The 15494-nt window shown below is 72.9% G+C and carries 1 protein-coding gene; it reads left to right on the top strand.

Translation table 11 applies throughout. The features are described from left to right. The first annotated feature begins 21 nt into the window (after positions 1-21). On the top strand, positions 22-15447 hold the full coding sequence (locus QSK30_RS00460; RefSeq protein ID WP_502871773.1) for a type I polyketide synthase: 15426 nt from the start codon (positions 22-24) through the stop codon (positions 15445-15447). The last annotated feature ends 47 nt before the right edge of the window (positions 15448-15494 follow it).

Raw genomic sequence — 15494 nt, forward strand, 5'->3', positions numbered from 1 at the left:
CTCCGCGACTACCTGAAATTGGTGACGGCGGATCTGCGGCAGGCCAAGGCCAGGCTGCGGGAGGTCGAGGACGGCGCCCGCGAGCCGATCGCGATCATCGGGATGGCCTGCCGGTACCCCGGCGGGGTGGCGTCCCCGGACGACCTGTGGCGGCTGGTCGCCACCGGCGCCGACGGCATCACCGGCTTCCCCACCGACCGCGGCTGGGACCTCGGCGCACTGTTTGACGACGATCCCGACCGCCCCGGCAGCAGCTACGTGCGCGAGGGCGGCTTCCTGCCCGACGCCGCTGAGTTCGACCCCGGGTTCTTCGGCATCTCCCCGCGCGAAGCGCTGGCGATGGACCCGCAGCAGCGGTTGCTGCTCCAGACCTGCTGGGAAGCCCTGGAGCGCGCGGGTATCGACCCGTTGTCGCTGCGCGGCAGCCGCACCGGGGTGTTCGCCGGGACAAACGACCAGAGCTACCTGTCGTTGCTGGTCAGCGATCCGCAGGGCACCGAGGGCCACCTGCTGACCGGCGGCGCGACCGCCGTCGTCTCCGGTCGTGTGGCCTACAGCCTCGGCCTGGAGGGGCCCGCGGTCACCATCGACACCGCGTGCTCCAGCAGCCTCGTCGCGCTGCACCTGGCCTGCCAGTCGCTGCGCTCGGGGGAGAGCACGCTGGCGCTAGCCGGTGGTGTGACCGTGATGGCCACCCCCGGCGTGTTCACCGAGTTCAGCCGCCAGCGCGGGCTCGCCGCAGACGGGCGGTGCAAGTCGTTCGCCGGGGCCGCCGACGGCACGGGGTGGTCCGAGGGCGTGGGCGTGCTGCTGGTCGAGCGGCTGTCCGACGCGCAGCGCAACGGGCACCGGGTGCTCGCGGTCGTGCGCGGGTCCGCGGTCAACTCCGACGGCGCGTCCAACGGTCTGACCGCGCCGAACGGGCCGTCTCAGCAGCGGGTCATCCTCAGCGCGTTGGCGGGTGCCCGCCTCTCACCATCCGATGTGGACGTTGTGGAGGGGCACGGCACCGGCACCGTGCTGGGCGACCCGATCGAGGCGCAGGCCCTGCTGGCCACCTACGGTCAGGGGCGCGCGACGCCGCTGTACCTGGGTTCGGTGAAGTCGAACATCGGTCACGCGCAGGCCGCCGCCGGGGTGGCGGGTGTGATCAAGATGGTGCAGGCGCTCCAGCGCGAAGTGCTGCCGCCGACCCTGCACGTGGACGAGCCGACCCCGCACGTCGACTGGGCGGCGGGCGCCGTCGAGCTGCTGACCTCGGCGAAGCCGTGGCCGCGCGGGGAAAACCCGCGCCGGGCGGGCGTTTCCTCCTTCGGTGTAAGCGGTACGAACGTGCACACGATCATCGAGGAAGCTCCTGCCGCCGAACAGGTCGTGGTCGAGGGCGCGGCGCCTTCGGTTGTGCCGCTTGTGTTGTCGGCCCGGTCGGCGGAGGCGTTGCGGGAGCAGGCCGAGCGGGTGCTCGCGGTCGAGGCCGAGCCGATGGACCTGGCCCGCTCTCTGGCGACCACGCGGGCGGCGTTGGAGCACCGCGCCGTCGTGTTCGGCCAAGAGGGCTTGCGGGCGCTCGCCGAGGACGCGGAGTCGCCTGACCTCGTGCGGGGCTCGGTGGCCGCAGGCGAGTTGGCGGTGTTGTTCACCGGGCAGGGTTCCCAGCGGGTCGGTATGGGGTCGGGCCTGCGGGCCTTCCCGGCTTTCGTCGCGGCCTGGGACGAGGTGCTGGGCCTGCTGGGCGACGGTTTCGACTTCTCCACAGCCGAAGCGCTCAATCAGACCGCGAACGCTCAAGCGGGGCTGTTCACGTTGGAGGTGGCGCTCTTCCGGCTGGTGGAATCCTGGGGTGTGCGGCCTGCGGTGCTGATCGGGCACTCCGTCGGCGAGCTGGCGGCGGCGCACGTCGCGGGCGTGCTCTCGCTTGAAGACGCGTGCACGCTTGTCGCTGCCCGGGCGTTGCTGATGCAGGCGTTGCCCACGGGTGGGGCGATGCTGGCGGTGGCAGGCGACGTCGAGATTCCCTCCACTGTGGACCTCGCGGCAATGAACGCGCCTGGTTCGGTGGTCGTCTCGGGTGCCGAGGACGTCATCGACGAGTTGGCGGCGCGGTGGCGGAGTGAGGGCCTGAAGGTCAAGCGGCTGACGGTGTCGCACGCTTTCCACTCTCGCTTGATGGACCCGATGCTCGACGAGTTCGCCTCGGTGGCACGGACCCTGACCTACCACCAGCCGGTGATCCCGATCGTGACCACTGCCGAGGGCGACCCGGCCACGGCGGAGTACTGGGTTCAGCAGGTCCGCTCACCCGTCCGCTTCGCCGACGCCGTTGATCGCGCCGGGGCCGGGCACCACCTCGAGCTCGGGCCGGACGGTGTGCTGTCCGCGCTGGTGGGCACTGGTGTCCCGGCGCTGCGGGCGGAACGGGACGAGGCCGCGACGCTGCTCCGTGCACTGTCCACTCTGCACACACGGGGTGTGCCGGTCGACTGGGCCCGGGTGTTCGGTGGTTGGGGTGGGCGGGTCGTAGACCTGCCCACCTACCCGTTCGCGCGGGAGCGGTACTGGCCCCGGGTGACCTCGTCCCCGGGGTTCGCGCCGACCGGGCACCCGCTGTTGACCGCCGGGGTCGGACTCGCCGAGGGCGATGGCCATCTGTTCACCGCGCAGCTCAACACCTCGGCGCAGCCGTGGTTGGCTGACCACGTCGTGCATGGTCGGGTGGTGCTGCCCGGAACCGCGTACGTGGAGCTGGCGCTGCGCGCCGGTGATCAGGTCGGGGCGCAACGCATCGACGAGCTGGTCCTGGAGACCCCGCTCGTGTTGCCCGCGAACGCCACGGCCCGCGTGCAGGTCATGCTGGGTTCGGCGGACCCGGACGGCAGGCGGTCGCTGACTGTCCACGCGCGACTCTCCGACGATCGGCCGTGGACCCGGCACGCCACCGGTGTGCTCGCGCCGCAGGCCCGCGTGGTCGCCCAGGACGCGGTCGGCGCGTGGCCGTCGCCCGGCGCCGAGCCCGCCGATGTCACCGCCCTCTACGACCGTCTGGCGTCCGCCGGGCTTTCCTACGGTGACGTTTTCCGTGCCGCGCGGTCAGTGTGGGTGCACGGCGAGGACGTCTACGCCGAGCTGGAAGTACTAGACGACGCGGGCTTCGGCATCCATCCCGCCCTGCTTGACGCCGCTCTGCAGGCAGTCGCCGCGCGCGGGGGCTCGGGGGAGGCCGGGCTGCCGTTCTCGTGGAGCGGCGTGTCGTTGTGGGCCTCGGGTGCCACGGCGTTGCGTGTGCGGGTGTCGCCAGTGCCCGGCGGAGTCAGCGTGCTGGCGCTCGACGGTGCTGGTGGCCCGGTGGTGTCGGTCGACCGGGTGGTCACCCGTCCGGCGGCGCCGTTCGAGGCTGTCGACACCACTGATCTCTACGGCCTGGGCTGGGTGGCAGTTCCCAGCACTGGCGCGGTTCCTGCGCACACGGTCATCGAGTCCACTGTGGATGATGCCTTGGGTCGGGCCGCCGACGTGCTGGGCCGGGTGCAGGCGTGGCTCGCGCTCGAGACCGACGAGAAGCTCGTCGTCCGGACGTCCGGCGCCGTCCAAGCGCTGTCTGGTGACCTGCCCGCAGACCCGGCGGGCGCGGCCGTGTGGGGCCTGGTCCGGTCGATCCAGTCGGAGAACCCCGGCCGGATCGTGCTGGTCGACGCCACCGACACCTCCGCCGACGCTGTCCCGGCTGCCCTGGCCAGCGGTGAGCCGCAGGTCGCGGTGCGCGGCGGCGCGGTTCTCGCCGCTCGACTGTCGCGTGTGGACACCGGGCTCGCGGTGCCGGACGGGCCGTGGCGGCTCGACATCGGTGAGCGCGGCACCCTGGCCGACCTCCGGCTCGCGCGCGTCGAGGAACGACTGCTGGCCGAGGGGGAGGTCCGGATCGCCGTCCACGCGTCCGGGCTCAACTTCCGCGACGTGCTCAACGCGCTGGGCCTCTACCCCGGCGCGGTCGACCTGGGCGGTGAGACCGCGGGTGTGGTCACCGAGGTGGGGCCGGGGGTCGACGGGTTCGCGCCGGGAGACCGGGTGCTCGGCCTGGTGACCGGGGCGATCGGGCCGAGCGCGGTCACCGACCAGCGCTTGCTCGCCCGGATCCCGGACGGCTGGTCGTTCAGCACGGCCGCCGCGATCCCCGTCGTCTACGCAACCGCCTACTACGGCCTGGTCGACCTGGGCGGCCTCCAGTCCGGTCAGTCCGTGCTCGTCCACGCCGCCGCCGGCGGTGTCGGGATGGCGGCCGTGCAGATCGCCCGGCACCTGGGCGCCGAGGTCTACGGCACCGCCAGTGCTCCCAAGTGGACAGCCACCGGGCTGGCCGACGACCACCTGGCGTCTTCACGAGATCTTGGCTTCGCAGCGAAGTTCCCAGCCGTGGACGTGGTCCTCAACGCCCTCGCTGGGGAGTTCGTCGACGCGTCGTTGGGGCTGCTCAAGCCCGGCGGTCGGTTCATCGAGATGGGCAAGACCGACGTCCGCGAGGGCGTCCCCGGCTACCGCGCCTTCGACCTCGGCGAGGCGGGCCCCGACCGGATCGGCGAGATCCTGGCCGCGGTCATGGACCTGTTCGCCGCGGGCGTGCTCACGCCGCCGCCGGTGCGCACCTGGGACGTGCGCCACGCCGTCGAGGCGTTCCGGTTCCTCAGCCAGGCCGGGCACATCGGCAAGGTCGTCCTCACCATGCCGCGGGCGCTCGACCCGGACGGCACCGTGCTGATCACCGGCGGCACCGGCGCGCTCGGCAGGCTCCTCGCCCGGCACCTGGTCACCGCCCACGGCATCCGCCGCTTGGTGCTGCTCAGCCGCGGCGGCGGCAGTGTCGATCTCGGTGTCGATCTCGGTGACGACGTCGAGGTCACGTCGCTGGCCTGCGACATCACCGATCGGGCCGCGCTCGAAGCGGCGCTGAGTGGTCGATCGTTCACCGGCGTCTTCCACGTCGCCGGTGTCGTGGACGACGGTGTCACCGCCGCCCTCGACGCCGACCGGCTCGCGACCACCTTCGCCCCGAAAGCGCTTGCGGCCCAATACTTGCACGAACTGACCGACCCCGACGTGTTCGTGCTCTACTCCTCGCTCGCGGGCACCTTCGGCAGCCCCGGCCAGGCCAACTACGCCGCCGCCAACGCCTACCTCGACGCGTTGGCCGCCCAGCGGCACGCCACCGGCCGGTCCGGCGTCGCGCTCGCCTGGGGCGCCTGGCACACCGACGGCGGCATGCTCGGCTCGCTGGGAGCGGCCGAGGTCGAGCGCATCGCCCGCTCCGGCTATCCGCCGCTGACCCCCGAGCGCGGTTTGGCGCTCCTCGACGCCGCTCTCACGCTGCCCGGTTCGTTCGCAGTGCCCGCCGTCCTCGACACCGCCGTGCTTGCCGCGAACCCGGAAACCCTCCCGCCGCTGCTGCACGGCCTAGTCCGCCCGGCCCGCCGAACCGCGTCGACCGGCACCCTCGCCGACAAGCTCCACCAGTTGTCCACTGAGGACTCTCTGCGTGTGTTGACCGACTTGGTCCGCACGCACGGCGCCACCGTGCTGGGCTTCGGCTCCATCGAGGCCGTCGACCTGGACCGCCCGTTCAAGGACCTCGGTTTCGACTCGCTCACGGCCGTGGAACTGCGCAACCGCATTGCCGCGGCCACCGGTCTGCGCTTGTCAGCCACGCTGGTCTTCGACTACCCCACGCCCGCTGTGCTGGCCGCGCACCTGTTGTCCCACCTTCCAGGAGGGGCGGGCAAGACTGACAACCCTGCCACTACAGCGCAGATCGCCGCCGACGAACCGATCGCGATCGTCGGTATGGCCTGCCGGTTCCCGGGCGGCGCCAACACCCCGGACCAGCTGTGGCGGCTGGTGCTCGACGAGGTCGACGCGATCGGTGCCATCCCCGCCGACCGCGGCTGGCCGGAGCAGGGTTTCGTCGGCGGCTTCGTGCATGACGCGGGCGAGTTCGACCCGGCGTTCTTCGCGATCAGCCCGCGCGAGGCGCTGGCGATGGACCCCCAGCAGCGGCTCCTGTTGGAGACCTCGTGGGAGTCGTTCGAGCACGCCCGACTCGACCCGGAAGCGTTGCGCGGCAGCAAGACCGGCGTCTTCATCGGCACTGCGACCTCCGGCTACGGCATCGGCCTGTTCGACATCCCCGAGGGTTCTCGTCCGCACGTGCTGACCGGCACCGCCACCAGCGTCATCTCCGGCAGGCTCGCCTACGCGTTCGGGCTCGAGGGGCCGGCGATCACCGTCGACACCGCTTGCTCCAGCAGCCTGGTCGCGCTGCACATGGCTGTCCGGTCGCTGCGCGAGGGTGAGTGCGACCTGGCGCTCGCGGGCGGCGCGACGATCATGACCACCCCCGGCATGTTCCTCGACTCCAGCCAGGGTGGCGCGCTCGCCCCCGACGGTCGCTGCAAAGTGTTCGCCGCCGCGGCCGACGGCACCGGGTGGGGCGAAGGCGTCGGCATGTTGCTCGTCGAGCGCCTCTCCGACGCCCAGCGTCACGGCCACCGGGTGCTCGCCCTGGTCAAGGGCAGCGCGGTCAACTCCGACGGCGCGTCCAACGGGCTAACCGCGCCCAACGGTCCCGCGCAGCAGAAGGTAATCCACGCGGCGCTCAGCGACGCAGGTTTGCATCCGTCCGATGTGGACGTCGTGGAGGCGCACGGCACCGGCACCTCGCTGGGTGATCCCATCGAGGCGCAAGCGCTGCTGGCCACCTATGGGCAGGACCGTGCGGAGCCGCTTCGGCTCGGGTCGATCAAGACCAACATCGGTCACACCCAGTCGGCGGCGGGTGTCGCCGGTGTGATCAAGATGGTGCTCGCGCTGCGGCACGGCGTGCTGCCCCGGTCGTTGCACATCGACGAACCGACCCGGCTGGTCGACTGGGACGGCGTCGAGCTGCTCACCGAGCGGACCGACTGGCCCGAGACCGGCAGGCCGCGCCGCGCGGGTGTCTCGTCCTTCGGGATGAGCGGCACCAACGCGCACACCATCCTCGAACAGGCCCCTGACCAGCCAGAACCGGCCACTGAGCCGGTCGAGGCGCCGTGGCTGGTCACCGCTAGGACCGCCGCTGCCCTGCGCGCCCAAGCCGCCCAGCTGAGCGAACTCGAGCACGCGCCCGCCGATGTCGCGCTCACCCTGAGCGCCCGCTCACGCTTCGAGCACCGGGCCGTGCTGCTCGGGCCCGACCACGCCGCCCAGCTCACCGCGCTCGCCCGTGACCTCCCGGCCCCCGGGCTGATCCGGGGCACGGCTGGCCGAACGGGCAAGGTCGTTTTCGTCTTCCCAGGTCAGGGCTCGCAGTGGCTCGGTATGGCCGATGCGCTGATGACCGACTCGCCCACCTTCCGCGACACCTTCCGGGCCTGCGCCGCGGCGCTGGAGGAACACGTCTACTGGTCGGTCGAGGACGCCCTGCTGCGCGTCGAGGGCGCGCAGCCCCTGGACCGGCTCGATGTGATCCAGCCGGTGCTGTTCGCCGTGATGGTGTCGCTGGCCGCGCTGTGGCGCGAGCGCGGGATCGAGCCCGCCGCGGTGGTCGGCCACTCCCAGGGCGAGATCGCCGCCGCCCACGTCGCGGGCGGGCTGACCCTGGCCGACGCGGCCCTGATCGTCGCCGAGCGCAGCAAGCTGCTGCTCCGGCTGGCCGGCCAGGGGGCGATGGCCGCGGTGTCGTTGCCGCCCGGCGAGGTCGCCGCCCGGTTGGGCGACGACCTGACGATCGCCGCGGTCAACGGCGCCCGCTCGGTGGCTGTCGCGGGTGCGCACGGGCCGATCGACGAGCTGGTCGCCGAACTGGAGGCCGAGGGGGTGCGGGTCCGCAAGGTCCGCATCAACGGCGCGGGCCACTCACCGCCGGTCGAGGTGCTGCGCGCGGAGGCGTTGGCGGTCTTGGCGCCGGTCGCGCCGCGTCCTTCGCCGATTCCCTTCTACTCCACGGTGACCGGTGGTCCGCTGGACACCGCTGAGCTCGACGCGGGCTACTGGTTCCGCAACATGCGCCAGACCGTCCAATTCGAACAGGCCACCCGAGCGCTGCTGGCCGACGGGCACGGTGTGTTCATCGAGAACAGCCCGCACCCGGTGCTCGGTGGCGGTATCCAGGAGACCGTCGAGGACGCGGGTGCCCCTGAGCCGGTCGTGCTCGGCACGCTGCGCCGCGACGAAGGGGGCACCGAGCGGTTCGCGGTGTCGCTGGCCGAGGCGTTCGTGCGCGGTGTCGAGCCGCGGTGGGAGTTCGGGGGCACGCCCGTCGACCTGCCCACGTACCCGTTCCAGCGGGACCGCTATTGGCTGGAGCCGTTGACCGACAACGGGACTGTCGAGGACGCGCGGTTCTGGTCGGCGGTCGACAGCGGCGACCACGAGGCCATCGGTGTCGACGCTGGTGCGTTGCCCGCGCTGGCCGCGTGGCGCGGGCGTGCGCGCGACGAGTCCACTGTGGCCGATTGGACGTACCGGATCACCTGGCGGTCGGTGAGCACGGCCAAGCCCGAGCTGAGTGGTGAGTGGGCCGTCGTCGCGGGCCGCGGCCAGGCTGAGCTGGCCAGTCGGTTAGCCGAGCGGATCGCTGACGCCGGTGGGTCGGCGCGCACCATCCTCGTCGACGAAGACCCGGTCGTGCCGACCGATACCCCCTTCGCCGGCGTGGTGTCCCTGCTGGGCTTGGACACCACGCCGGACCAGGCCGTCACCCGCGGCCTCGCCCGGACGCTCGCGCTCGTGCGAACGTTGGTCGAGGAGGCCGTTCAGGGTCCGTTGTGGATGGTCACCAGCGGTGCCGTGTCGGTGGGTCGCGCCGACCCGCTGCGCGACCCGGCGCAGGCACCGGTGTGGGGTCTGGGCCTGGTCGCTGGCCTGGAGCGCCCGGCGCACTACGGCGGTCTGCTCGACCTGCCCGCCGACCCGGACGATCGCGCGCTTGCCCGGGCGTTGGCCGTGCTGAGCGGGGACGAGGACCAGGTCGCCGTCCGCGCGTCCGGCGTCTTCGCCCGGCGCATGGTGCGGGCGGGCGAGGTCGCGAAGACCCGTGATTGGCGTCCACGCGGGACTGTGCTGGTCACTGGTGGTACCGGTGCGATCGGCGGGCACCTGGCCCGATGGCTGGCCGACGGTGGCGCCACCAAGCTGGTGCTCACCAGTCGACGGGGGCTCGCCGCGCCCGGGGCCGCTGAGCTGGTGGCCGAGCTGGGAGAGCGGGTCGAGGTCGTGGTAGCCGCGTGCGACGTGGCCGACCGCGGGTCGGTGGCCGCGCTGCTGGCCGAGCACCCGGTCGACGCGGTGATCCACGCGGCGGGTGTGGCCCAGTCGACCGGGCTCACCGAGATCGGCGTGGCCGAGCTGGCCGAGGTCACCGCCGCCAAGGTGGCAGGTGCCGCCCACCTCGATGAGTTGTCCGATGTGGACACTTTTATCCTCTTCTCCTCAGGTGCCGCCAGCTGGGGCGGTGCGGGCCAGGCCGCCTACGCGGCGGGCAACGCCTACCTCGACGCTCTCGCGCAGCGTCGACGGGCGCAGGGCAAGGCGGCAACGTCGATCGCCTGGGGCGGCTGGGCGGAAGGCGGCATGGCGGACGCCGCCGCCGTCGAAGCCCTCGGCAAACGCGGTCTCCACCTGATGGAGCCTGCCCTCGCCTTGGCCGCCCTGCAGCGCGCCCTCGACGCCGACGAGACCTGCCTGACGGTCGCCAACATCGAGTGGCCCCGCTTCACCCCCGGCTACACCGCCGCCCGCGCCCGGCCGCTCATCGGCGAGATCCCCGAGGCTGCCTCGGCCGAACCGGAGTCCATTGCGGACACTGATGAGCTGCGCACCCGGGTGCTGGCGCTGCCCGAGGCCGACCGCGTGGGCCACGTGCTCGAGCTGGTCCGGGCCCAGGCCGCCGCCGCGCTCGGCTACCCGGACAGTTCCGCCATCGAACCCGACCGCGCCTTCCGTGACCTGGGCTTCGACTCGCTCACCGCGGTGGACGTGCGCAACCGGCTGAAGTCCGCCACCGGCCGCAAGCTCCCCGCCACCCTGGTGTTCGACTACCCCACCCCGCGCACGCTGGCCGACCACCTGCTCGCCGACGTGCTCGGCCTCGACGCCACCGCGCCCGCCACGGTGGCATCGACCGCGGTCGACGAGCCGATCGCGATCATCGGCATGAGCTGCCGCTACCCGGGCGGGGTCGACTCGCCCGAGGGCCTGTGGCGGCTGGTGATGGACGGTGTCGACGCGATCACGCCGTTCCCGGACGACCGCGGCTGGGACCTGGAAGCGCTGTACCACCCCGATCCGGACAACCCGGGCACGTCGTACGTCCGCGAGGGTGGGTTCGTGCACGACGCGGGCCACTTCGACGCCGGGTTCTTCGGCATCAGCCCGCGCGAGGCGATCGCCACCGACCCGCAGCAGCGGATGCTGCTGGAGGCGACCTGGGAGACCTTCGAGCGGGCGGGGATCGACCCGGCGTCGGTGCGTGGCAGCCGGTCCGGCGTGTTCGTCGGGACCTCGTTCGTCGGTTACGGCATCGGCGCACTGGCCCCGGGCAGTGACGCGGAGGGCTTCTTCCTGGCCGGCACCGGAACCGCCGCGGCGTCCGGCCGGGTGTCCTACACCTTCGGGCTCGAGGGTCCTGCGGTCACTGTGGACACTGCCTGCTCCAGCAGTCTGGTGGCGATCCACCTGGCGTGCCAGGCGTTGCGGCAGAACGAGTGCGAGCTCGCGGTGGCCGGTGGTGTGGCCGTGCTGCCGTCACCGACCTCCTACACCGAGTTCAGCCGCCAGCGAGGGTTGGCTCCCGACGGCCGGTGCAAGCCGTTCGCAGCCGCGGCCGACGGCACCGGCTGGGGCGAGGGCGTGGGCATGATCCTCGTCGAGCGCCTGTCCGACGCGCTGCGCAACGGTCACCGCGTGTTGGCCGTCGTGCGGGGCACCGCGATCAACCAGGACGGCGCGTCCAACGGGCTCACCGCGCCGAACGGGCCGTCCCAGCAGCGCGTGATCCGCCAGGCGCTGGCCAACTCCGGGTTGACACCGTCCGATGTGGACGTCGTGGAGGCGCACGGCACCGGCACGACCCTGGGTGACCCGATCGAGGCGCAGGCGGTGATCGCCACCTACGGCCAGGACCGCGAACACCCGCTGCTGCTCGGGTCGGTGAAGTCGAACATCGGGCACACACAGTCCGCCTCGGGTGTCGCCGGGGTGATCAAGATGGTGCTGGCGCTGCGTGCCGGCGTCGTGCCCAAGACCTTGCACATCGACGAGCCGACCCCGCACGTGGACTGGACGGCGGGCGCCGTGGCCCCCGCGGCGGAGACGGTGCCCTGGCCCTCGGTGGACCGGGTTCGCCGCGCGGGTGTGTCGTCGTTCGGCGGCAGCGGGACCAACGCGCACCTGGTGTTGGAGCAGTACGTAGCCGAGGAATCCGCTCCGGAGCCGGTGGACGCCGTGCTGCCGTGGGTGCTCTCCGGCCGCACCGCCGAGGCTGTTCGCGACCAGGCCGCCCGACTGCGAGATCACCTGGCGGGCACGGAGTTCTCGCCCGCGGACGTCGGGTACTCCCTGGCCACCAGCCGAGCCAGGTTCGACCACCGGGCCGCGCTCATCGGGCCGGACTATCTGTCCACTTTGGATGCTCTCGCCCGTGGGGAAGCGGCGTCGGGGTTGGTTCAGGGCCGGGCGCTCTCGGGCAAGGTGGCGTTCGTCTTCCCCGGTCAGGGCTCGCAGTGGGCGGGCATGGCGGTCGAGCTGCTGGACACCTCGGAGGTGTTCGCCGCCGAGCTGCACGCCTGCGCCGAGGCCCTCGCCCCGCACGTCGACTGGTCCCTGTTCGACGTCCTGAGCAGCGGAAACGGGCTCGACCGGGTGGACGTCGTCCAACCGGCGCTGTTCGCGGTGATGGTGTCGCTCGCGGCGTTGTGGCGGTCCCACGGTGTCGAGCCCGCAGCGGTGATCGGCCACTCGCAGGGCGAGATCGCCGCCGCCTATGTCGCGGGCGCGCTGACCTTGGCCGACGCCGCCAAGATCGTTGCCCGGCGTAGCCAGGCCATCGTGGCGCTGGCCGGGCACGGCGGCATGGCGAGTGTGTCGCTGCCCGCCGACCGGGTGCGCGAGCGGCTGACCGACGGAGTGTCGATCGCGGCCGTCAACGGGCCCGCGACCGTGGTCGTCGCGGGTGAGATCGACGAGTTCCTGGCCCGGTGCGAGGCGGATGGTGTGCGCGCCAAGCGCATCCCGGTGGACTACGCCTCGCACTCCGCCCAGGTCGAGCGGATCGCCGACGAGCTGCACGAGGTCCTGACCGGCCTCACGCCGGTCGCCGCCACCATTCCGTTCTACTCGACGGTGACCGGCGAGTGGCTGGACACGATCGCGCTCGACGGCGGCTACTGGTACCGCAACCTGCGCCAGTCCGTGGAGTTCGAGCAGGGCACCCGCGCGCTGGTCGAGCACGGCATCCGCTTCTTCGTCGAGGTCAGCCCGCACCCGGTGCTCACCCCGGCCATCGGCGAGACCCTGGACACCGTCGAGGACGTCGACGCGGTGGCCGTCGGCTCCCTCCGCCGGGACGAGGGCGGACTCGCCCGCTTCCGGCTCTCCGCCGCCGAGCTGCACGCGCACGGCGGCCCGGTCGACCTGACCACCCTGTTCGACGGCCTGCCGGTGCGGACCGTCGAGCTGCCGACCTACGCCTTCCAACGCGAGCGGTACTGGCTGGAGCTGGTCTCCCCGGGTGCGGGCGATGTGGCCGCCGCCGGCCTGACCGGCACCGAGCACCCGCTGCTCGGTGCCGCCGTCCCGCTCGCCGGGGGTGACGGGCTGGTGCTCACCGGTCGGATCTCGGCGCGGACCCATCCGTGGTTGGTCGACCACTCGGTGCTCGGTGCCGTGCTGCTGCCGGGTACCGCGTTCGTCGAGCTGGCCGCGCACGCTGGTGCCCAGGTCGGTACCCCCGACGTGCTGGAACTGACCCTGGGCACACCGCTGGTGCTCGCCGAACCGGACGCCGTGACGCTCCAGGTCGCGGTCGGCGCCCCGGACGGGGAGGGGCGGCGCGAGGTCGCGATCTACTCGAAGTCTGATGGCTTCCAGTGGACCAAGCACGCCACCGGCTCGCTCGGCCACGCCGAGGCGCTCGCCTTCGACACGGCGTGGACCCTCGGCGAACCCGTTGACCTACAAGGGTTCTACGCGGGGATCGCCGACCTCGGCTACGGCTACGGTCCGGCGTTCCAGGCGCTCACGGCGGCGTGGCGCGGCGATGGCGAGCTGATCGCCGAGATCCGCCTACCGGAGGACCTGTCCACCAGGGGGTTCGTGGTCCACCCCGCGCTGCTCGACGCGGCACTGCACGGCATCGGCCTGCTGCGCGCCGCCGGGGACCGCCCGGCTGAGCTGCCGTTCTCCTGGCGGGGCGTGCGCCTGCGGGCCACTGACTCGCCGGTGCTGCGCGTCCGGCTCACCGAGGGCGCCGACGGCATCGCGGTCCAGGTCGCCGACGCCACCGGTACCCCGGTGGCCGACATCGGGTCGCTCATCGCCCGGCCCATCGGCGCGGCGCTCTCCGCCGCCCGCCGGGTGGTCGCCGACTCGCTCTTCCGCCTCGACTGGTCCACCCCGGTCACTCTCCCCGCCGCCGGGACCTCGCGGTGGGCACTCCTGGGCACCGACGACCTCAAGCTCGGGCCGGTACTCGCCGCGGCGGGCAACCAGGTCAGCGAGTACGCCGACCTGGACGGTCTGCTCTCCGCCGCCGATGTCGACGTGGTGGTCGCCCAGTTCGCCCCGGCGGACCGCGGCCCCGCCGAGGCCGCCCACGACGCGACCGTCCGGGCGCTGGCGCTGGTCCAGGCCTGGATCTCCGACGAGCGGGTCGCGGCCGTCCCGCTGGTCGTGGTCACCTCCGGCGCCGCGGGGCCGGACGACGTGCCCGACCTCGGCAACGCCCCGGTGTGGGGGCTGCTGCGGTCGGCCCAGTCCGAGCACCCGGACCGGTTCCTGCTGGTCGACATCGACACCGCCGACGACACCTTCGCCGCCGCGGCCGCCGCCGGTGAACCCCAGGTCGCGGTGCGCGCGGGCCGGGCCTTCGCGCCCCGGCTGGTCCGCACTCCGGTCGCGGACGGCGCCAGTGGTCTACAAGGGACAGCCGGCGGTCTGCAAGGGACAGTCCTGGTCACCGGCGCCACCGGCACGCTCGGCGGCGCCCTGGCGCGGCACCTGGTCACCGCGCACGGTGTCCGCGACCTCCTGCTCACCAGTCGCAGCGGCGCCGATGCCCCCGGTGCCGACGCGCTCGTCGCCGAGCTGACCGGGCTCGGCGCGCGGGTCGTGCTCGCCGCCTGCGACGTCGCCGACCGGGACGCGGTGGCGGCGCTGTTCGCCGCGCACCCGGTCGACGCCGTGGTGCACACCGCCGCCGTCCTCGACGACGGCGTGCTGACCGGGCTCACGCCCGATCGGGTCGCGAGGGTGTTGGCGCCCAAGGTGCGCGGTGCGGTCAACCTGCACGAACTGGCCGGGGACGTCACCGCGTTCGCGTTGTTCTCCTCGGCCGCGGGGGTGTTCGGCGGCGCTGGTCAAGCGAACTACGCCGCCGCCAACGTCTTCCTCGACGCCCTCGCCCAGCACCGCCGCGCCCGCGGCCTGCCGGGTGTCTCGCTCGCCTGGGGGCCGTGGGCCGAGCGCACCGGGCTGACCGGTGAGCTCACCGAGGCAGATGTCCGCCGGGTGATGCGCTCCGGCATGGGCCAACTGTCCACTGAGGACGGAATGGCGCTGTTCTCGGTGGCGTGCGCGGGCAGCGAGCCCACCGTGGTACCCATGGTGTTCAGCCCAGCCGCGTTGCGTGGGCGTGGCGCCGTGGCACCGATCCTGCGTGCCCTGGTGCGCACTGGGACTGGCACTGAGACCCGCACCGAGTCCGCCGACGTGCTGGGCAGGCTCGCCGGCGCGCCGGACGTCGAGCGCAAGCGGATCTTGCTCGACCTCGTGCGCGGTCAGGTGGCCGCCGTGCTCGGCTATCCCGGGCCTGAGGCCATCGAGCCCAACCGGGGCTTCCTGGAGCTGGGGCTGGACTCGCTCACCGGCGTGGAGCTGCGCAACCGCGTCGCCGCCGCCACCGCGTTGCGGCTGCCCGCCACGCTCGTCTTCGACCACCCGTCGCCCACCGCGCTCACCGCCTTCCTGCACGGCGAACTGGCCCCCGGGCAGCGATCCGTGGCCGACGGCGTGCTCGCCGACCTCACCCGGCTGGAGGTGGCCCTCGGCGGCGTCGACGCCGAGCCCGACCGGGCCCGGATCGCCGCCCGGCTGCGCGCGCTGGCCGCCCGCTGGGAGGTCGCCGAGCAGGCGGCCGAGAACCTGGACTCGGCCTCCGCCGAGGAGATCTTCGACCTGCTCGACAGCGAGTTCGAGAAGTCCTGAGAGGCGACATGGCCGAGGCGAACGAGGAGAAGCTGCTCTCCTACCTC

Origin of the sequence: Actinokineospora sp. NBRC 105648 (genome assembly GCF_030269645.1) — a bacterium.
Classification (GTDB): Bacteria; Actinomycetota; Actinomycetes; order Mycobacteriales; family Pseudonocardiaceae; genus Actinokineospora.